The sequence below is a fragment of the Dysgonomonas sp. HDW5B genome (genome assembly GCF_011299335.1).
Lineage (GTDB): Bacteria > Bacteroidota > Bacteroidia > Bacteroidales > Dysgonomonadaceae > Dysgonomonas_A.
On the sequence record NZ_CP049858.1, the window covers coordinates 1642889 to 1664579 of the forward strand.

At 36.9% G+C, this 21691-nt stretch carries 16 protein-coding genes; 5 read left to right on the forward strand and 11 right to left on the reverse strand.

Going from position 1 to position 21691, the window contains the following annotated elements; genetic code table 11:
• The first annotated feature begins 446 nt into the window (after nucleotides 1–446).
• Nucleotides 447–3029 (forward strand): DNA mismatch repair protein MutS, encoded by a 2583-nt coding sequence (gene mutS / locus G7051_RS06665; RefSeq protein WP_166117660.1) that lies wholly within the window; start codon nucleotides 447–449, stop codon nucleotides 3027–3029.
• A 44-nt stretch (nucleotides 3030–3073) separates the two neighbouring features.
• Here the strand turns inward: mutS and G7051_RS06670 are convergent, their stop codons facing one another.
• The 7 genes from G7051_RS06670 to G7051_RS18360 form a co-directional block, all read right to left on the reverse strand.
• Nucleotides 3074–4189, reverse strand: coding sequence for a glycosyltransferase (locus tag G7051_RS06670; RefSeq protein ID WP_166199134.1), 1116 nt, complete (start codon nucleotides 4187–4189; stop codon nucleotides 3074–3076).
• Nucleotides 4186–5250 (reverse strand): glycosyltransferase family 9 protein, encoded by a 1065-nt coding sequence (locus G7051_RS06675; RefSeq protein WP_166112813.1) that lies wholly within the window; start codon nucleotides 5248–5250, stop codon nucleotides 4186–4188. The genes G7051_RS06670 and G7051_RS06675 overlap by 4 nt, the downstream gene beginning before the upstream one ends.
• Before the next feature lie 43 nt (nucleotides 5251–5293).
• The gene (locus G7051_RS06680) at nucleotides 5294–5905 is read right to left on the reverse strand and encodes a DUF4254 domain-containing protein (RefSeq protein WP_166199135.1); all 612 of its coding nucleotides are present in this window, start codon (nucleotides 5903–5905) and stop codon (nucleotides 5294–5296) included.
• A 188-nt stretch (nucleotides 5906–6093) separates the two neighbouring features.
• Complete coding sequence (locus G7051_RS06685; protein ID WP_166199136.1) at nucleotides 6094–7635, reverse strand: YifB family Mg chelatase-like AAA ATPase; 1542 nt, start codon at nucleotides 7633–7635, stop codon at nucleotides 6094–6096.
• Nucleotides 7636–7777: 142 nt separating this feature from the next.
• A complete protein-coding gene (locus G7051_RS06690; RefSeq protein WP_166199137.1) occupies nucleotides 7778–8326 on the reverse strand; it encodes a hypothetical protein in 549 nt (182 codons plus the stop codon).
• Nucleotides 8323–9741, reverse strand: coding sequence for a C10 family peptidase (locus G7051_RS06695; protein ID WP_166199138.1), 1419 nt, complete (start codon nucleotides 9739–9741; stop codon nucleotides 8323–8325). Before G7051_RS06695 ends, G7051_RS06690 begins: the two co-directional genes overlap by 4 nt.
• Nucleotides 9742–9886: 145 nt before the next feature.
• On the reverse strand, nucleotides 9887–10999 hold the full coding sequence (locus tag G7051_RS18360) for a DUF4369 domain-containing protein (RefSeq protein ID WP_166199139.1): 1113 nt from the start codon (nucleotides 10997–10999) through the stop codon (nucleotides 9887–9889).
• Between the two features lie 235 nt (nucleotides 11000–11234).
• On the opposite strand from G7051_RS18360, the gene G7051_RS06705 reads away from it, so the two are divergent.
• The 4 genes from G7051_RS06705 (at nucleotide 11235) to G7051_RS06720 (ending at nucleotide 17194) form a co-directional block, all read left to right on the forward strand.
• Nucleotides 11235–13394, forward strand: a complete 2160-nt coding sequence (locus G7051_RS06705) for a S9 family peptidase (RefSeq protein ID WP_166199140.1) — start codon at nucleotides 11235–11237, stop codon at nucleotides 13392–13394.
• 495 nt (nucleotides 13395–13889) lie between these two features.
• Nucleotides 13890–15002 (forward strand): hypothetical protein, encoded by a 1113-nt coding sequence (locus tag G7051_RS06710; protein WP_166112834.1) that lies wholly within the window; start codon nucleotides 13890–13892, stop codon nucleotides 15000–15002.
• Nucleotides 15003–15023: 21 nt separating this feature from the next.
• Nucleotides 15024–16091 carry a hypothetical protein gene (locus G7051_RS06715; protein WP_166199141.1) on the forward strand — a complete coding sequence of 356 codons (1068 nt, stop codon included), beginning with the start codon at nucleotides 15024–15026 and terminating at the stop codon, nucleotides 16089–16091.
• Nucleotides 16092–16123: 32 nt separating this feature from the next.
• Nucleotides 16124–17194 carry a hypothetical protein gene (locus G7051_RS06720; RefSeq protein ID WP_166199142.1) on the forward strand — a complete coding sequence of 357 codons (1071 nt, stop codon included), beginning with the start codon at nucleotides 16124–16126 and terminating at the stop codon, nucleotides 17192–17194.
• A gap of 55 nt (nucleotides 17195–17249) precedes the next feature.
• On the opposite strand, the gene G7051_RS06725 is transcribed toward G7051_RS06720, so the two are convergent.
• From G7051_RS06725 to G7051_RS06740, 4 genes are all read right to left on the reverse strand, one after another.
• A complete protein-coding gene (locus G7051_RS06725; protein WP_166199143.1) occupies nucleotides 17250–18311 on the reverse strand; it encodes an endonuclease/exonuclease/phosphatase family protein in 1062 nt (353 codons plus the stop codon).
• A 184-nt stretch (nucleotides 18312–18495) separates the two neighbouring features.
• Nucleotides 18496–19950, reverse strand: coding sequence for an aminoacyl-histidine dipeptidase (locus tag G7051_RS06730; RefSeq protein WP_166199144.1), 1455 nt, complete (start codon nucleotides 19948–19950; stop codon nucleotides 18496–18498).
• 12 nt (nucleotides 19951–19962) lie between these two features.
• Entirely contained in the window at nucleotides 19963–20487 is a 525-nt protein-coding gene (locus G7051_RS06735) for a hypothetical protein (protein WP_166112849.1), read from the reverse strand.
• Entirely contained in the window at nucleotides 20484–21497 is a 1014-nt protein-coding gene (locus tag G7051_RS06740) for a lysylphosphatidylglycerol synthase transmembrane domain-containing protein (protein ID WP_255493342.1), read from the reverse strand. Before G7051_RS06740 ends, G7051_RS06735 begins: the two co-directional genes overlap by 4 nt.
• Nucleotides 21498–21691 lie beyond the last annotated feature (194 nt).

Genomic DNA, 21691 nt, shown 5'->3' on the forward strand with positions numbered 1-21691 from the left:
TAATATATTTATTATCTGAATTTGTGTGTAAATGACACAAGAATTAAAAACACAAATAAACGCCTGATAATATGTGCAGATAAGGTTTTCTACACAATTATGGATAATAATCAATAGATAAAAAAACTTAACTTTTTTCTCTTTAAAATCTCACCGTCAAACTTTTTGTTGGAATAATTCCCTCCCAAAAAGGAATTTAATTGTGTTTAATTCTAAAAAATTATCTCGGATGACTTTACTTTCGGATAAGTCGAATTTGCATATTTTTTCTAACTTTGTTTACTGAATAAGATATAAGATCTTATTATTGCCTGGGCAAGTATAAATACAACTGACAGTTATAATTAAATCGTGTTATATTAAATACTCATTGCCACTTAAATAGAATAGTTCTAAATAACAAAAACTATACAACCGTGTCGAAAAAAATAGCCGAAACCCCTTTAATGAAGCAATATTTTGAAATCAAGAGTAAACATCCTGATGCAATACTTTTATTCAGGGTCGGCGACTTTTATGAAACATTTTCACAAGATGCAATCGATACTGCCGAAATAGTAGGTATCACTCTTACCCGCAGGGCTAATGGGGCTGCTCAATTTGTAGAGTTAGCCGGATTTCCTCATCATGCGTTAGATACTTATTTACCTAAACTTGTTCGTGCCGGGAGACGTGTTGCTATTTGCGATCAGCTTGAAGATCCTAAGCAGACCAAAAACCTCGTAAAAAGAGGTGTCACCGAACTGGTTACTCCGGGTGTATCTATCAACGATAACATACTTAACCATAAAGAAAATAACTTCGTTTGTGCCATACATTTTGCCAAAAAGAATTTCGGAATATCATTTCTGGATATATCCACAGGGGAGTTTATGATTGCAGAAGGCACAAAGGAATATATAGACAAGTTACTTGCTAATTTCTCTCCGAAAGAGATATTGATAGAACGTGGTAAAAAGAAGTTATTTGACGAATACTTTGGTGCCCGTTTTTTTACATTCGAGTTGGATGACTGGATTTTCACACAAGATGCAGCAAAAGACCGTCTTCTTAAACATTTCGAAACCAAAAACCTAAAAGGGTTTGGTGTCGAACATTTGTCGGATGGCGTAATATCCGCAGGAACAATCCTGCACTATCTCGATTCTACACACCACACACAGATAAGCCATATCACCTCTTTATCGAGAATTGAGGAGGATAGATATGTACGTCTCGATAAATTTACCGTTCGCAGTTTAGAGTTAATCTCGACAATGAACGAAGGAGGTAAATCGCTCTTGGATATTCTTGACAAAACAATATCACCGATGGGTGCACGTATGCTTCGGCGTTGGTTGGTTTTCCCTCTGAAAGAAGTGAAACCGATTAATGACCGCTTGGCTGTTATCGAATATTTTTTCCGTGACCCCGGCCTTAAGCAAGTGCTAGAAGAACAATTGTCTCTTATTGGCGATCTTGAACGAATTATCTCGAAGGTGGCTGTTGGACGTGTTACTCCTCGAGAAGTAGTTCAGCTAAAAGTTGCTTTAAAAGCCATTGAACCGATCAGGGATCTGTTCTTATCTTCGGATGAACCCAGCTTGAAGGAAATAGGAGAAAGGCTCAATCCGTGTCCCATTATTCGTGATAAGATAGAAAAAGAAATACAAAATGACCCTCCTGCTCTACTCAACAAAGGGAGTGTTATCAATAAAGGAGTAAATGAGGAATTAGATAAGCTTAGGGCAATTGCTTATTCGGGTAAAGATTATCTTTTGCAGATACAACAACGCGAAATAGAAACAACGGGCATATCATCTCTTAAGATTAGCTTTAACAATGTCTTCGGGTATTATATCGAAGTCCGCAATTCACACAAAGACAAAGTACCTGCCGAATGGATACGCAAACAAACGCTGGTAAATGCAGAACGATATATTACTCAAGAGCTTAAAGAATACGAAGAACAGATTCTGGGTGCAGAAGAAAAAATTCTTACGCTCGAAACCACTATATACAATAATCTGGTAGCCGACTTAATTGAGTACATACCGGCCATTCAAGTAAATGCGAATCTGATTGCACGTACTGATTGCCTGCTTTCTTTTGCTAAAACAGCACAAGAGAATAAATATATTCGCCCTACGATTGAAGACTCTGATGTACTTAACATAAAGAATGGACGACACCCTGTTATTGAGAAGCAGCTACCTTTAGGTGAAGCATATATTGCCAATGATGTTTTTCTGGACAGTAATTCCCAGCAAATAATCATCATCACGGGACCTAATATGGCGGGTAAGTCGGCTTTACTACGACAGACAGCATTAATTACCCTGATGGCACAAGCGGGAAGTTATGTACCTGCCGAATCGGCTCAGATAGGTATTGTTGATAAAATATTCACCCGTGTAGGAGCCTCCGATAATATTTCATTAGGAGAATCTACATTTATGGTGGAGATGAACGAGGCTTCGGATATTCTAAACAACTTATCTGATCGCAGCTTAGTGCTATTTGACGAATTAGGACGCGGTACAAGTACTTACGACGGTATATCTATCGCTTGGTCCATTGTCGAATACATACATGAACACCCTAAAGCCAGAGCAAAAACATTATTTGCAACTCACTATCACGAATTGAATGAGATGGCTAAATCGTTTAAGCGAATCAAGAACTTTAACGTATCGGTAAAAGAGGCTGATAATAAAATTATATTCCTTCGTAAGTTAGTAAAAGGAGGTAGCGAACATAGTTTCGGTATCCATGTCGCTAAAATGGCCGGTATGCCTCAAAGCATTGTGAAACGTGCTGATATTATACTGAAACAATTAGAGACCGATAACCGCAAACAAGGTATTGCTAAGCCTATTGCCGAAATAAACGAGAAGAGAGAAGGATATCAACTTAGTTTCTTTCAGCTCGATGATCCTGTACTTAGTCAAGTCAGAGATGAGATACAATCGTTGGATGTGAATAATCTCACACCGATGGAAGCACTTAATAAACTAAGCGATATAAAGAAAATAGTATCGGGGAAATAAATAGGTATCAGATAGCAGACCTTTTAAAAATACTTGCTAACCTTTTACTGCTGCAGAAAGAGTTGGAGTGATTTCACAAAGGACGACCACGATAAGCGTTTCTTTTCGATTTTTACATTATCAAAGTAATGTTGTTTATCATTATCAAAATAAGTCTTAATACCCCCTGCGATTGATTCCGGAGAAACTTCAACAACAATACCTGTTGCAGAAGATAAAACGGTTTGCCCCAAGGCTCCCGCATTAGTAGCGATTATGGGTATTTCCATCTGATAAGCCACCGCTACAACTCCACTTTGGGTAGCATCCCTGTAAGGCAACATCAATACATCTGCAGCCGAGAAAAGGGTAGATACCATATCATCGGGAATATATTGTTCGAATACTTTTATATTATCCTTAAGAGGAGACGCATCAATTAACTCCTGATATTTTTGAAAATCACCATAGCATTCCCCCCCTATTATCAGTTGGTAGTCTTCATCCAGATGAGACATAGCCTGTATAAGCAAGTCTAACCCTTTATAATCACGAATAAGTCCAAAGAAAAGGAGATTCTTTTTTCGGGAATCTATATTTAATAACCGACAAGCCCTAGATCTATCTATACGCTCCTTATGCTGATCATAAATTGGATGTGGGGTGACCAAAATTTTCGCTTTAGGTATAAGCTTCTGTAAATCATCTTTTACAGACTGGCTCAAAACAATAAAACTATCGCATTTTTTAAAGAAGTACTTGGCAAAAACCTTATCAAAAAAACGCTTTTCGTGAGGAATCGCATTATGGATAAGAGCAACAACCTTTGTTTTTTTATTCACAAGGCTGCATACCATACCCAATGCAGGTGCCACAAATGGCATCCAGTAAACTACAATCAGAATGTCGGGATTATATGCATTAATCGCCTTAGCTGTAGATATCCACGAGAGTGGGTTAATGCTACTAAGAATACGATTCGATTGAGCCGCAAGAACAGGCTCTTCGTCTTCCACATACTGAGTTTTACCGGGAAAAAGGAAAGAAGGATATAACAAAGAGAAAGAAAAAGCCTCGATTTCTATATTTTCCGTTTCACTCAACTCCTTATAAAGACGATTGCTAAAAGAAGCAATTCCTCCCCTATAAGGGTAAAACGGTGATAGAATAGCGATTTTCATTGTTCAACTTCGTCTGAATTATTTACAGATTTTCTATTATATAGAATTTCATCTACCTTTTTCAGTATTACGTCTTCTTCAATCCGATTCAGGCAGGCGATATCTTTTCTAAAGCAGGGTACTTCACCAAAGACCGAGCATGGACGGCATTCAATTTCAGTCTGTACTGCATTTTCGGGGTCTTGTTCAAAGCCATAAAATCCTAAATTGGGATGTGTGGCTCCCCATATCGAAATAGCAGGCACTTGAACTAAAGATGCTAAATGCATATTGGCAGAATCCATAGAAATCATAACATCTAAATAAGATATAAGCAGAAGTTCGTTCTCTAGATTTAATTTGCCTGATATAGTAATCACATTAGAGTATTTATCTGCCCATTTTTGCATCAAAGTACGCTCTTCAGTTCCTGAACCAAAAAGAAATAAGGTAGTATCTAATCGCTGAGAGAGTTTGGCAATAACATTTTCCATTTTCTCTAAAGGATATACCTTTTCTGCATGCTTCGAAAAAGGTGCAATACCTATCCATCGTCCCCTCTTTTCGGTTACTACTGCTCTAAGAGGATATAAGGAGCGCTCTTTAAATACGAAGAAGTTTGTAAACACCATCTCCGCAGGAAATCCTAACTGTTCAAAGACTTCCATATAACGCTCTGTTGTGGGCTTTAATGCAGGAACAACCTCTTTGGTCGAGATCATTCTTTTCTTCTCTTTACGTCCCTTGTCGATATGTGCGACTTGCTTACCTAAAATTGACATATAAGATCGTACAATTTTAGTTCTCAGCACATCGTGAACATCTGCTACATGCGTATATCTATAGCGGGTAACACTTCTCAGTAACCTGAATATTCCGAAGAATCCTTTATGCTGTTTATTTACATCAATAGTAACTGCACCGATATTAAAACCTAAATTCTCAAATAATGGAGCAAAAGATTTACGGGTTAAAACTACAAAACGATCTTGAGGATATCTTGCCGCAACCGAAAATACCACCGGAACCAGCATCGCAACATCGCCAAATGAAGAAATACGAGTAATTAAAACTCTTGCCATTATTATATTAAAAAATTATTGTCGTCATTTATTAAGAGTATTCCTATTTACTCTTCTTTTCGTATAAAACAGGATTTAAATCGGGATCATTATACATTTTCATTTGTTTGTATACTTTCATATACTTCGATCCGTTTTCAATATCTTCCATCAATTCATCTATTGCTTTTGAAAGATCTTTGCGTTGTTCCAGCAGAATAGCTAGTTTTTTGGCGCATTGTTCGTGATGCTCCGGGCTTACATCTTTTCGATCAACCTCCTGTTGCATGTGATATAGCTTTAATGCTAATATCGATAAACGGTCTACTGCCCAAGCAGGACTTTCGGTATTTATCTTTGCATCAGCCTTAGGTTGTATGTCCTTATATTTATCCAGAAAATAACTGTCAATTAACTCAACCAGATCAGTACGGTCTTGGTTCGACTTATCAATACGACGCTTTAAATCCAAAGCAGCAACCGGATCAATCTGAGGATCTCTTATTATATCTTCGAAATGCCATTGAACGGTATCAATCCAATTTTTTAAATATAAGTAATATTCTATTGTCTTTACCTCATATGGATTAGAAATAGCTGTATCAACATTATCCGTTATGTGATAATCTTTAATAGTCTGATCAAAGATTGAATTACACAGGCTTGTAAATTTCATCTTAATAATTTTATTGTTAATTTAAAACAAAAAAGGTACTTTTACTATTCACCTATACTGCATATAAAAACAATATCTGCTAAATAAAAATACCTCCAACCAATAATCTACAAATATATATTTTTTATTTTTATTTCTTGTTAGAAAATAAGAGGAAATATAAAAGTGACACATTAAGATATGCCTTTTCACCTTGTTGCCCAATTTTCCCTATCTAAATTTCTATAATTTATGGCTTCCGCAAGATGTTTTGATAATACTTTGTCCGAATTGTCTAAATCGGCAATGGTACGTGAAACTTTAAGAATCCGATCATAGGCTCTGGCTGAAAGGTTAAAACGATTCATTGCTGTTTTCAATAATTGTAATCCCTCATCATCGGGAGTTGCATATTTACGCATCAATTTAGATGTCATCTGGGCATTGCAATGAATTGAATCCTCATCCTTAAAACGTTTGTCTTGAATCTCCCTGGCTTTAATAACCCTCTCTCTTATTACCGCACTATCTTCGGCAGCCCCCGAGCTTGAAATTTTATCGAAAGGAACGGGAACTATTTCTATCTGGATATCAATACGATCCAGCAATGGCCCTGATATTTTATTCAGGTATTTCTGAACAACGCCTTGCGAACATACACACTGCTTTTCGGGATGATTGAAATAACCGCAAGGGCATGGGTTCATAGAAGAAATCAACATAAAACTGGCAGGATATTCTACCGTAAATTTAGATCTGGAGATAGATATCGACCGATCCTCCAATGGTTGCCTCAAGACTTCAAGTACACTTCTGTTAAATTCGGGTAATTCATCCAAAAACAGCACTCCATTGTGAGCCAAACTTATTTCTCCGGGCTGGGGATAAACACCTCCTCCAACCATGGCAACATCTGATATGGTATGGTGGGGCGAACGAAAAGGACGGGTACACATCAGCGAGGTATCTCCTCCGATCTTACCTGCAACACTATGTATTTTGGTGGTCTCCAAAGCCTCGTGCAGAGTAAAAGGAGGCAGGATCGAGGGTATCCGCTTTGCCATCATCGATTTTCCGGCTCCGGGAGGACCTATCATTATAATATTATGACCTCCTGCAGCAGAAACTTCAATTGCACGTTTCACATTTTCCTGACCTTTTACATCGGAAAAGTTAAACTCAAAATTCTGATGATTATTTAGGAATTCGGTTCGGGTATCTATAACAACAGGCTCTAAGTCGGCTTCGTTGTTATAAAAATTTACGACCTCTGTTATATTTTCAACACCATATACTTCCAGATTATTAACGACTCCTGCTTCTTTGGCGTTTTTCTTTGGAACAATCAAACCCTTAAAGCCTAATTCACGAGCCTTAATTGCCATTGACAAGGCTCCTTTTATCGGAAGGATAGATCCGTCCAAAGATAATTCACCCATCAGCATATATTCTTCCAGCTTGTCAGTTTTCAGACTGTCCGAAGCAGCCATGATACCTACTGCAAGAGGTAAATCGTATGCAGATCCTTCTTTTTTTATATCGGCAGGAGACATATTAATAACAACTTGTTGTCGGGGAAATTTATATCCGTTTACCTGTAATGCAGAAATAATACGCTCATGGCTTTCCTTTACGGATGCATCGGGAAGTCCTACCAACATAAATTTTATGCCTTTTGAACAATTTACTTCTATTGTTATTTGTGTTGCATCAACTCCTTGTACGGCTGCGCCAAAAACTTTTACTAGCATCGTTTTGTGTTATAAATAATAGATATAAGATTCCTTTTATGTATTTTAAAAACTTAAGGCACAAATATAAAATAAAAAACAGGAAGACTTGACTGATCTCCCTGTTTTCCGTAAAATTGCATATTTTTACAGCTATATATTACTATAAACATTTATTAATGACCGCTGTCTTTCCATCAAAATAAAATGATCCTTTTGCATTTCGAACTTTATTATTCAATAAAATTTTTGCATGAAAAGAACCTTTTATTTGCGAATCAAAATAAGGATAAGATTCATTTGACGCTTCAAAGTGTTGGACACAGACCAAACCTTTAGTCACCGAATCTTTAACCTGTCCAAAATAGAAAATAAATATAGTATCTGCCTGATTTGTATAATTAATTTGATTAACCCCAAGTGTATCCGGTTTGATTTCAAAATCATTTACATCCCATGTTAATTGAAACTTTGCACTATCATTTTCTGCTTCAATCATCAAAAGCCTTGAACAAATATAAGTTAGCGTAACCCTTTTGTTTAAAACTAGGTTTATTCCATCGACATTTAATACTATAGCATTAGAATCTAAATCTTTATTTAATGTCAAATCATATATTTCTTGTGGCGTTTCCTCTTGTTCATTATCGCATGCTATTATAGCCACTAAAAAGAGTATTAAGAATGGCATTGCAAATATTACTTTTCTCATTTTCCTTTATATTTAATTTGTGTAAACAAGCCAAAACCCTTAAACGTATAACCTTCATTTACGGGAGTAAACAAATGATACCACCCGTCAGAACTTCCACCCCATCCCCAGTTATTATGTGATTGTGCAAAATTCTGACGCCATTTCTCTATTTCCCAAAACCTTTTTCCTGTCCATTCAGTCGTCGCTGAAAATGTATATCGATTACGCGATTTCCGATAAAGCCCATCAATAACCCACATATGACCTGCATTTAATTTAATATTTTCACTATTATAGACATATTCACACTCAATTATAACAGGCTGCCCTTTAACCAAATTATTATATAAAGTATCAACTGAAACTTTCTCTCTTCTGTCAAAAGCGTAATTCGCAGAATAGCCCAAACTTTGTAAAGTAGGAACAACATTGTATGAATTTATACCGCCTGATGATTTTCCGTCTACGCATTTGTAAGTTATATTAGCTTTAGTCGCAATATCAATCATTAATTTAGCTACTTCTTTACAAGAACCATTGGCATAATTTGCATTAGTTGGTAATATTTGAGGTGCAGATTTTATTAAGCTCCAATTATAAGAAGCAGGTTGGCGATGATATGCCATAATCTGAGCTATAGCAACGACTCCACATCCAATTTTCCCTCTTTTATTTGAACAAAGCATTTCCACATTATCATTATATGGAGCCTCCTGGTGCCATTGGACAGCAACGAGGCTACATGGATTAACAAACTCATCCCATTCTCCGACAAACTTTGTCCCATTGTCATAAGTATAAACGACTAGTTTTGACCAAATAGCATTAAACTCACTCTCCGAATAAACCCGACTAACAAGTGTTGAGATATCAGAATCATAATAATAAGAACTAGATTGTTCCGGTTGATAATAATCTGATCTTGTTTGCATCTCCGACGGATTAGACTCTTCTCTTACTACTTCTTCAATCATTTTCGGAATAGAAGATGTAAACAGACGAAGTCCTTCATTAAAAACAGTATCAGCCAAACTTCCGTATGGTGCATAGGCAATAACTTCATCGAATCGCCTATCACCTACTACAAGAGCAAAACCTGTTTTGTTACCATCTTCTGATATTGTAAATTCATAAATAGGAATATCTTCATCCTCATCCTTCCCTATTGTCGATCTTGTACTTACTTTAACATCGCCATAATCAGAAGCATTTTTAGTTTTACAATCTAGAATATTTAGTATTGGACTGCTACTCCTAAGTTGGGTATGGTTATTAAGATATGACAGTAATACATTTGTCGCATCTTCTTTAGTCAATCTATTTGAGTTGGTAATAACTTCTTTATTTTCAAGAGAAGTTTCCAACTGAACTTCGTTGCTACATGAATAAAATATAACAATGCTTGTAAAAAATAAATAAATGGATTTTCTCATAATTAAAACATTTGTGTAGTTTATGCTAAATGCTAAATTTGTATCTGAGGTAAAGATAGTATACAATAAAAAAACGAATAAAAAAAAATTTATCCGTTTATTCATAATTTTAGCATATTGCTGATCCTCCCAGAGAGGTATACTATCAGTCTTTTTCTTTATCTTCTTTATATTTTTCAACCAGACTTTCTAACGTCACATTCCTCTCCTCAATCACTCCATCGGGAGAAATAAGTATCATGTAGGGAGCCTCGGTTACATTGTATTTTTTTACAGCTTGCGAATTCCATTTTCTTCCATCCAACAAAACAGTCCAATCCAAAGAATTAGCTATTTCTACAATTTTGGGATCAGGTGATTTATCATTCTCATCAATTACAATGGCTATAAATTCGACTTTGCCTTTTAGTTTCTGTTGTGCTTCTTTCAGTTGATTAAAGTATCCTTCGTTAGATGGAGCATCTTTTAAATCAAAAATCAACAAAACTCTTTTTCCTTTAAAGTCGCTAAGATTGACAGTCTTTCCACGTGTACTTTTCAGTGTAACATCAGGAGCAACAGATCCCACCATCGAGATTCTGATTCTATCATAGTATTCTTTCAAAGGTGTTGTCAGGTAAAAATTAGCAGCCTCTCCTTTTAATTGTTCAATATCATTTCCTAATAACTCAATAGAAATATTATTAATCGAAAATTCATTCATTAGTATTACCGATGATATTTTAGCCGGATTGCTTTCTACACATTCTCGAACGCATCTAGCCAACTGAAAATTGACATTTTTAAGTTCCGACACATCCATATTTTCATTTTTAGCTAAGATCCGATATCTGGACTGTAATATATTAGCATTCTTTGTTTTAAATTCAGTTAAATCATCATTCACCCTACCACCTCTTATTTCTACCAGATCAGCTTCTAAAGCATTGCCTTTAATACTCACTTTATAATTAGGCTCGAGAAAAAAAGTAATCGGCTTTAAACCTTCTCCTGTAAATAACGAAACTAATGCCTGAGTCTCAACATGCCCTTTGTATGTAAATTTACCTCCTTTATCTACTTCAATAGTATCAATAGTCATAGAGTCTTGTGATATTTGTTTTATCGCATAAAGACTCGACACTGACAGATTTTCAAGCTTACCTTCGACAGTAAAATTAATGTCAGATGTATTTGTGCAACTTATGGCAGTAAATATGATAAGACTGAATATCATCAGCCCTTTTATCATTACAGAAGAGATTTTCAACGTTTTCAATTTCTTGATTTTTTTGTATACTTAATAGGTACAAATATTATACCTATTTTTCTTTTGATTGTTATCTTTGATTAGTTTGACGCAAAGATAGCATTTACGTTTAATTCATTATTGCATATTTTTGTTATTTTTAACAAAACCAAACGCTTTTTGTTCACATAAAAAGACCTTTTTTTGATACGCTGCAATATGGGATAATAAGTATCTTTGCTTTTCATTTAAATGAAGTGTAACTATGAAGATCCTAAGAGTCTGTTTTATCACAATTTGTACATTATCATCGTTTATATCAATGGCACAAGACGCATCCATTCCACTTACCTTAGAAGATTTGATTCCGGGAGGCAATTCGTATGCTAAATACAGAATCTCGTTCCCTCAACAGCTACAATGGTGGGGCGATACGCCTGTATATGTCAAGGGAGATTCTATAATGACTGTGGCAAAATCAGAAAAAGAAACAGATATCCTTCTGATTGACAAAAAAACAATCAACTCCGGTTTAGAAGCAAATGGAAAAGGCTCAATAAAGTCTTTAATATCGGTTAGCTTTCCTTATGCCAAAGAGAAAATCGTTATTCTTAATAATGGAGGTGAAACTTTTCTGTACAATATAGAAACGAATCAGATTATTGCCACATATAATTTACCCAAAGGTACTTCCAATCACGATTTCTCGGATGTGAGTAAGACTTTTGCTTATACCAAAGACAACAACCTATATGTATCGCAATTGGGGAATGAAATTGCAATTACATCAGATTCAGACAAAGGTATTATAAATGGACAGGCGGTACATCGTAACGAATTTGGGATCAAGAAAGGCACTTTCTGGTCACCTTCGGGCAAGCAGCTTGCCTTTTACCGAATGGATGAAACCATGGTCACCGATTATCCTCTTGTAGATATATCTACACGTATAGCAGAACTAAAAGATATCAAATATCCGATGGCCGGAATGAAGAGCCACAATGTAACGATAGGTATCTTCAATCTCGAAACTCAAAAAACAATATTCTTAAACACTGGAACACCAAAAGAAAAATATCTAACGAATATCGCATGGAGCCCCGATGAGAAATACATCTACCTAGCTGAGCTAAACAGAGGGCAGGATACTTGTAAAGTTATCCGTTACAACGCCATATCAGGGAAGCAGGATGCTACCCTGTTTACCGAAATCCACTCCAAATATGTAGAACCTGAGAATCCGGTATTGTTCTTAAAAAACGATCCTCAGTCATTTTTATGGCAAAGCAAAAGAGACGGGCATAATCACCTGTATCAATATGATGTAAACGGGAACTTAAAAAAACAACTGACATCAGGCAATTGGGATATTACCGAAGTTCTGGGTTTCGACGAAGCAGGCAACAATTTATACTATATCTCAACAGAAGTATCGCCAATCGAAAAGCATATTTATCAGCTTAATCTGAAAAGTGGAAAAAGAACTCAATTATCTAAGGAGGAAGGCACTCACTCGGCAAAGGTAAGTACCTCGGGAAAGTATATCTTAGATCAATACACTTCGCAGTACAATCCGGGAAAAATAGCTATAACTGAAACCAAATCCAACAAGAGCCATACTTTCTTTCAAGCTAAAGATCCTTATGCTAAAATTACAATGCCCGAAATCGTTATAGGATCAATAAAAGCCAATGATGGAAAAACTGACCTGTATTATCGATTAGTTAAGCCTATGAATTACGATTCGTCTAAGAAATATCCTACCATTGTTTATGTATATGGAGGTCCTCACTCTCAGCTAGTAGATAATTCATGGATGGGACAGGCACGCGGATGGGATATTTACATGGCAGAAAAAGGCTACGTTGTTTTCACAATTGACAACAGAGGAACTTCGAACAGAGGGATCGACTTTGAAAACATCACACACCGTCAATTGGGTGTAACAGAAACCCAAGATCAGATGACAGGGGTAGAATTTCTTAAATCATTGCCATATGTTGACACAAATAGAATAGGTGTGCATGGATGGAGTTATGGTGGATTTATGACATTAAATTTGATGCTCCGTCACCCCGAAACATTCAAAGTCGGTGTAGCAGGAGGGCCTGTTACCGACTGGAAGTATTATGAAATTATGTATGGAGAACGCTATATGGATTCACCAAAAGAAAATCCCGAAGGCTATGCTGAAACAAACATGGTAGATCGTGCAGGAGACCTAAAAGGCAGATTACTACTTATTCACGGAGATGAAGATCCAACGGTTGTATTACAACATAATTTACAGTTTGTAAAATCAGCTATAAAGAAAGGCACACACCCCGATTTGTTCATCTATCCGGGACACGGACATAACATGACGGGCCACGATCGTGTACATCTTCATGAACATATCACACGCTATTTTGAAGATTATTTATAATTTTCGCTACCCAATTAATGATTTTGCGTATTTATTTTCAACAAAAAAATAAGAAAAAAATAAGTCTACGCCTTAAGATCCATACGGGATTTTAAGGCGTAGATCATATTATAGTCCCAAAATTATCCTCCTTTTTTAGTATTTCTTAAAAAAAAAGTTATCTTTGCACATATCAATATAACATTTTATCAACCAACAGCTTATAAACGGAGTTTCTGTTCAAAGAAAACCCGACTGATAGGCGTGTCTTTATTTTAACTAAAAAAGTAAACTAAAAGCAATTTTCCTATCTTTTCTCAAACTTATTTTAAGTTTTCTTGTTTTATTTATTGTACAATTTGCGTGTGATTATTATTTAGAGATAGAATCAATATCATCTATTAAAATTTTATCAAATAGATTATACACTAAATTAACTACTGAACAAATAGGATCCAGATTTACAGAAAGGCTAATAGTATCATATTCTATTACCGCTTATAAAAGTATTAAACTATGGTAAAAAAAATCTTACCTTTGATTATCGTTTGTATCTATGCGATAAATTTCACATATGCCCAAACAACTCATGGAGTTGGAATCGGAACAGCAACAGTTGATCCATCCGCCATTCTTCAAGTAGTAAGCACTAATAAAGGAGTTCTTTTTCCTAAAATCGGCTTAACATCGACTACAGACATAACTACCATTGCCAATCCGTCTGTCGGGCTTCTCATCTATAATACAGGAACGGGAGGATTAGATACGCCCGGATATGTATATTGGACAGGTACAGAATGGGAAAAATTAACCCTTACAACTGTTGTCAATCCTGTTATAACCGGCTTACTCTGCAACAGAGCCGAATTTTCTCCGGCTACGTTTACGGCCGGTGTGCCTTATGATGGTATAATGACTATTCCATATACAGGAGGTAACGGAGGAGCATATAACACAGGTACACCTATGACTTCGTTAGTCAATACAGGGCTGACTGCAACACGTGAGACTGGTGTATTGGCAACAGGTAGCGGACAGTTGGTGTATCGGCTTACAGGGACGCCCGCTTACTCTTCGCCCACAGCAGCTTTATTCAATATTAACGAGTTTGGTTTTAACTGTATAGCTGCATTAAGTGGACAACAAATAGAAGTTGGACAACAGCTATCATTTATAGCGAGTTTAACTCAAGCACAGAATGTAAACGGAACTATTTTATCAACTTATTATCCAACGCAATTGCCTACTGTTGATGGCTTACGTATGGATCTTATCTCAAATGGGGCAGCAACTTATTACCCTAGAGTATATAATGTAAGCTCCGAACAAAAAATTGTAAGTTTCCAAACTTTCTCTGTTGTAGGTCTTCAGAATGTAACAAATCTAAATAGAACTATTTATAGAAATACAGAAGTAACAGCCAGTGATTGGGATTATGTAAATGTAACTGCAAGAACTACCACCCCAAACTTTACGGTTGCCTGGAGCTCCTCAACATCTTCAACCGTTGTTACCGATCTACAGGTACAGGTAAGTCCATCAGTCTGGCGCTGGTATGAAATGACCTGGTGGGCAATGGAGATAAACACTGTGAAAATTATTTTTATGTCATTAGTCAGAAAATCCTAACGGCTATAATCAGTTTTACTTATGAAAAAAAGAATTTTATTTTTTACTTTTTATAGCTTATGGCTATCAACAAGCCTTATATATGCCCAAGTAATAGGAATCGGAACAGAAACTCCTAATGCTTCAACAGTACTTGATATAAGCAGTAGTAATCAAGGGGTATTGTTTCCCAGAATAGCTTTAATATCAGATACCGATCAGACAACGATACCTAACCCCGAAGAAGGGCTTTTAATTTATAATACCGGAACCGGAGGCTTAGTCTATCAAGGACTTGTGTGCTGGGATGGAACAAGCTGGAAAAAAATTAATCTTACAGCTACTGCCTCGCCTGCCATATCAACTTTACAATGTGAAAATGCAAAAATAAGTCCAGCTGTTTTTCAAGCCGGAGTACCTTATAGCGGAACCATGACAGTACCCTACACTGGAGGAAATGGAGGTATTTATCCTGCCGGAACCGCCATACCATCAACCGGATACAATACAGGGTTGACGGCAACTTTACAAGCCGGGACTCTTGCATATGGGGCAGGTGAACTAACTTTTACTCTATCGGGAACTCCTTTATACGACTCGCCCGTACCTGCAATGTTTAACATTAACTTTTTAGGACAAAGCTGTAGTGCAGCCGTAAGTGGAGCAACTTTGGGTGTTGGATTATCCCAGACTCTTATTACATCCATACCTACTACAGGTATAACTACCGGAACATACTTATCATCTCTAAAAACCGGTCTGCCCCTTATAGACGGTCTAAGAATGGACTTGATATATTATGATGCCACTTTTTACAGACCCAGAATTATCAATACAAATGCGACCAGCCAACTAATAAGCTTACAATCATTTGCAACACAAGTAAATGAATACAGAAGCAATCTGAATCAAACCGTTACATCTGGAGCCAGCATGCAAGTCGATAATAACGATCTCGTTTATTGGACAACTGCTGCTGCTGAAGTGATAACTGCCAATGTACAGGTACAAATTGTTCCCGGTGTATGGCGTTGGTATGAAATGAAATGGTGGGCAATGCAAATCGGCACTCAAAAAGTAATATTCATGTCAGTTATCCGAAAAGCATAATGTGTTGTCAACCTAATTATAAAACATTACACATGAACAAGAAAATTTTAACATCCATATTATTTCAACTATGCATAGTGGTTATCTATGCACAGGTAGGGATTGGCACCACAAATATTTCCTCTTCGGCGATGCTTGAAGTTACCAGCACAAATAAAGGGGTACTTTTCCCCAGGGTAGCACTAGATTCCAATACAGATCAAACAACAGTTCCTAACCCTGCAGTAGGTCTCACTGTTTACAATACAGCTGCCGGAAATTTCAAAATAGAAGGCTATTTAACGTGGGACGGATCAGTATGGGTAAGACTGGCTTCCGAAGAAATACTGGCTCCCGGCATATCGGGGATACAATGTACAGGAGCAACAATCAACCCAACGACATTCAATGCCGGAGTACCTTATGACGGGATTATGGAAATACCCTACATAGGCGGTAACGGTGCATCTTATCCTGCAGGCTCACCAATCCCTTCAACGGGTAATACAGGGCTTACAGCTACGCTGCAAGCAGGAGTATTACAGCAAGGAAACGGGGTCTTAAGATATACTTTATCAGGAACTCCTCTTCTTGATTCTCCGGCAACAGCTTATTTTAATATTAACGTACTCGGAAATACTTGTACTGTTGGCGTAAGCGGTACCTTAGAGCTAGATATCGGAAGTTTTATTACATTTTCGGGAGTATTCAATACAACAGGGCTTGCAAACGGGGTTCTTTTATCGACTCAGTTTCCAACTCAGTTACCTATTATTGATGGTTTAAAAATGGACTTGGCATATTATGATGCCACTTTCTATAGTCCACGCATATATAACGTTTCAACACAAAATCAGCTTATCAGTTTACAGACATTTGCTACAGAAGTAAATGAAAACAGAACAGCATTAAATCAAACCGTTACCCCCGGTAGTTTTTTGCAGGTAGATGTTAACAATATCGTTTACTGGACAACTGTTTATGCCGAAGTTATAACTTCGAATGTACAAGTGCAAGTTGCAGCAGGTGAATGGCGCTGGTATGAAATGAAATGGTGGGCTATGCAAACAGCTGTAGGCAGTACCTCAAGAACGGTATTTTTATCGGTAGCACGTAAAGCATAAATAGATATAAAAAAGCAGCCTAAAACTGCCTTTTTTATCAATCAGATTAATACTTTCACTTCTTCTTATTTAATGTAAATGATGCTAATACCGCTTTATGGTCGGTAGGCCAAATTCCCTTGCCTATTCCAAAAGGATCCTGCGTATTGTCTTTTACTCTTTTACTGTATGCAATAGAACCATCAGGTCCCCATATGATAGCATTATCCAATTCCAACCCATCGAAAGGTGCGTAATAAATAAAATCGACACGCTCACGTTCATCGGCATCGGGTGTCCATGTCAGCTTGCTTATATCTACTAATGGATTATCGGCAGGAAAAGTTATACCGGGATGAGTAGCAGGATCAGGATGAGCTTTACGATATGCATCTACATATCCTTCATCAGCAAGCATAGTGCTTACAGTCCAGGGGACAACGACTCCATGTCGGTCAAACATATCTTTTGTGCTTTCAATCCAGTCCTGATGCGATGGTTCATTAAAATCTCCGCCTATAATAACAATCCTATTCTTTGCCCTGTCTTCCTTTGCCTTTTCAAGAATCGCTTTCATACCATCGTCTCTTTTAGATAATACATTATCGGCCAGAATCGAATCTACATCAAGCATAGGGGTACGTTTTTTCCAAGTAGATCCATTATAGCCTTTTACGTCATAATACGTATCATTCAGATAATCCAAGTGAGTGGTATAAACAGCCACTTCCTGTCCGTTCATATCCACTAATGCCCGATATGCACTCCCGTGATCATCTACACATGGATATACGGTTGTTGAATCTATAATCGGATAACGGGAAAGAATACCCGAATCATAACTATAAAAAGAATAGAACACTTGCCCGCTATCTTTTAACGATTGAACAATTCTATCACAGAATCGGGTATCATCATAATTCCGGACTTCGCTCAATGTCACAAAATCGGCTTTCGAATCGAGTATCTGCTGAATAATAGCCTCGTATCCTCCCGGCACCACAGTACCTTCCTGCCATATATTAAATTGAAGAACTTTAAAGGTTTCAGTATCAGAAACAACATTGGTCTTGTTTGTTTTCCCTCCGCAACTGAGTAAAAGAAAAGAAATACAGAATAGATAAATAATCTTTTTCATTAGAGATATTTTTAAGGTTTGTAGAAGTCTGGGACTTCGTTGCATATCTAACAAAGATATCGAACTTAAAAACAACAGTCGAATTTGATCAAAAAAATAACCGTAAAAAATATTTTTTACGGTTATTAAGGTCTCAGCCTTTTAATATTTTGAAGTGTAAACAACAGTCATTTAAACCAATCTCTTATTTCAATTCTTCAAGAATAGTAATCAGATAGTCATAAAATTTCGCTACTGTATCAATTTCCACGAGCTCATCGGGTGAATGAGGATTCATGATAGTCGGACCAAATGAAACAATATCCAATCCCGGAGTACTGTCTAAGATGATTCCACACTCAAGACCTGCATGCACAACCTGAACGATAGGGTCTTTTCCGAATTTTGCATTATATACATCCTTCATTACCTGCAAAGTCTTAGAATGTATATTAGGCTGCCATCCCGGATAAGCATTTACTGCTTCAACCTTAGCATCAGCTAACGAAAATAAGCTTTGGATACTGGAATCAAGTGCCTGTTTTTTTGTTTCGGACGAACTGCGTGTAAGGAATTTTATCTCGACTTTTCCTTCACTCGATTTTACTGAAGCTATATTTGTTGAAGCCTCTACTGTCCCCGGAAATTCCTGCAACATACTTATCACACCATTAGGGCATGCTTCTACAGCATTGATAAGATCGTCTTGAATTTCTTCAGGGATCAACGTTTTAGGTAAATCGGTTTTCTCTGCTTTTAAGGTCAGATTGTTTTCTATATCTCGATACTCTTCATTGTAAATATCATTATATTCATCAACCAAGTCTAAAAGATCATCCACATTTTCGGCAGGAACTGTTACAATTGCAAATGCTTCTCTAGGTATTGCGTTACGTAGCGACCCCCCGTCTACAAATGAAAGACGAGCTTCAACTTCGGCTACTGCCTTTTTAAGCAAGCGAAACATCAGTTTATTAGCATTACCTCTTCCCAAGTGAATTTCACCACCGGAGTGACCGCCTTTAAGCCCTGTAAGGCTTATTTTGACAGCAACATCACCTTCGGGAACTTCAACTTCTTTGAACTGCCACGATACATTTTCGTCAATACCTCCTGCACAACCAACACAAAGCTCACCTTCTTCTTCTGTATCCAGATTCAAAAGTATACTTCCCGTTAAGAATCCGGCTTCGAGACCAAATGCTCCTACCATACCTTCTTCTTCGTCGATAGTAAAGAGTCCCTCTATTTTACCGTGTTTAAGGCTATTGTCTTCCATAACAGCCAGAATAGCAGCTGCACCAATACCATTGTCGGCACCTAAAGTGGTAGAACGGGCTTTCACCTTATCTCCGTCAATATAAGCATCAATGGGATCTTTTAGGAAATCATGTTTTACATTCGAATTCTTTTGCGGTACCATATCCAAATGTGCTTGCAGGATTACAGTCGGAGCATTCTCCATACCTTTCGACGCAGGTTTTGTAATAAGTACATTACCTACCTTATCCTGCTTAACGTCTATATTTAGTGATTTAGCAAAATCAACTACATATTTTTCGACAGCCTTGGTATGTCCGGTCGGACGAGGTATTTGAGTCAACTCATAAAAATGTTTCCAAACACTTTCAGGTTTCAGGTTTAATATTTCTTTTGCCATAATAAGTATATTTTATTGTTTTATTTTTCCACTTGGCGACACCAGAACTTTTTTTATAGTTGTATCGGGAGTTCCATAAGCATCATATTGAGTTAATTCAATCACGTGCTGCTTCCGGTATATCTTAGCCGTTGTTGTCCAGGCTCCTTCTGCATTATCATAATAGACTTCCAGAAAGTCGATCAAGTTATAATTTTTATCATAATTGGCTAACCATATAGCAGATTCCGATTCATAGTCTTCATAGATCAAAAAAGACTTGAAAGAGTCTCCCCAATTTACTTCTTCAAGAATATAATATGAGAATTGATCCTGTCCGTCTTTGAGCCTCGTGAAGGCTTCCAATTTATATAAATCTGTATCTGCAATCTCTTTCTTCTTGTTCAGCATATCCCAAACTTGAATATAACCGTAACCAACAAGCAGGGGTTCATCCGTATCCTTTTCTATAGAGTTAAAATCAAGAGATAAAAGATTTTCACTAAATACAGGAAAAAGAAATCCTATACATAAAAATATGCATATTAATCTTTTCATTTATGCCTGCTCTTTACGACCAATGCTCCCATTCCAAATAGTCCACATAATACAATCCACAATGATTGGATCGCAAAAACAGCAAAAGCAAATGCCTCTCCCGAATCTTTAGCAACACCATACAATCCCAGAGATAGCACCACTGCAGCATGCCAAACGCCCATACCTCCATTTGTAGGAATGGCCATACTTAAGCTACTTAGAGCAAAAGCAATGAGACCTGCGGTAAGACCTAAATCTCTTGTGAAATCAAATGCGTAGAAAGTAATATAGAAATATAAAAAATAAGACAGCCAAATGCCAACACTATAGATTACAAAGCGAGACTTTTTCTTCATCTTAAACACAGCCTTCATATCTTGTCCTATCGATTTGAAGAAGCCTTTAACTTTAATGATAGGGGCTGTATTTTTAAATACTGTGAATACAATTATAATGAAAAGAATAACACCAATAATGCTTCCGATAGTCCACAGCGATGAAAACACATTATGTATAGATTGCGATAATGCCTGATTTTCCTTTATATAAGAAAGAAAGAAATCAACATTAAAGCAGCATGCCAACAAAATAATACAAGCAACCATTACAGTATCGCTAACTCTATCAAGAAGCATAGTTCCAAAGAGTTTTGTAAAAGGTATTTTTTCATCTTTCGAAATAACCGCACATCTCCAGACCTCTCCACCACGTGGTATTGCAATATTGACAGCATAGCTACCCAATACAGAATACACTAAGCTTGATGTTGGAGGATGATAGCCCAGTGGCTCTATCAACAACTTCCATCTGAAACCCCGTATAACGTTGCCTAAGGCACCAAAAATAAGGGAAAACAAAAGGATAGCAAAGTTAGCATCCTTGATAGTGATCCACATTTTACCAAAATCCGTGTCACGGTATAAAAGCCACAACACTGCTACCCCTAGAGCTAAAGGGATAAGTACTTTCAAAAATTTACTTATTACTGATCCTTCTTTCTGAGGTTCGTCGGTTTGATTAATATCCATTATGTTTACTTATTCGGTGTAAATGAATAGCATTGATGCGTATTACAATGATAAATTCATTAACTTTGTTCGTTGCAAATATAAGGATATTTAATAAAATGAGGTCTCAGACCTTTTTATTTCTTTAAGTAAGGGTGACGCTGTGTGTTCGCCGATAGACTACAGCCACACATGTACAACCTATAAGTATAAAA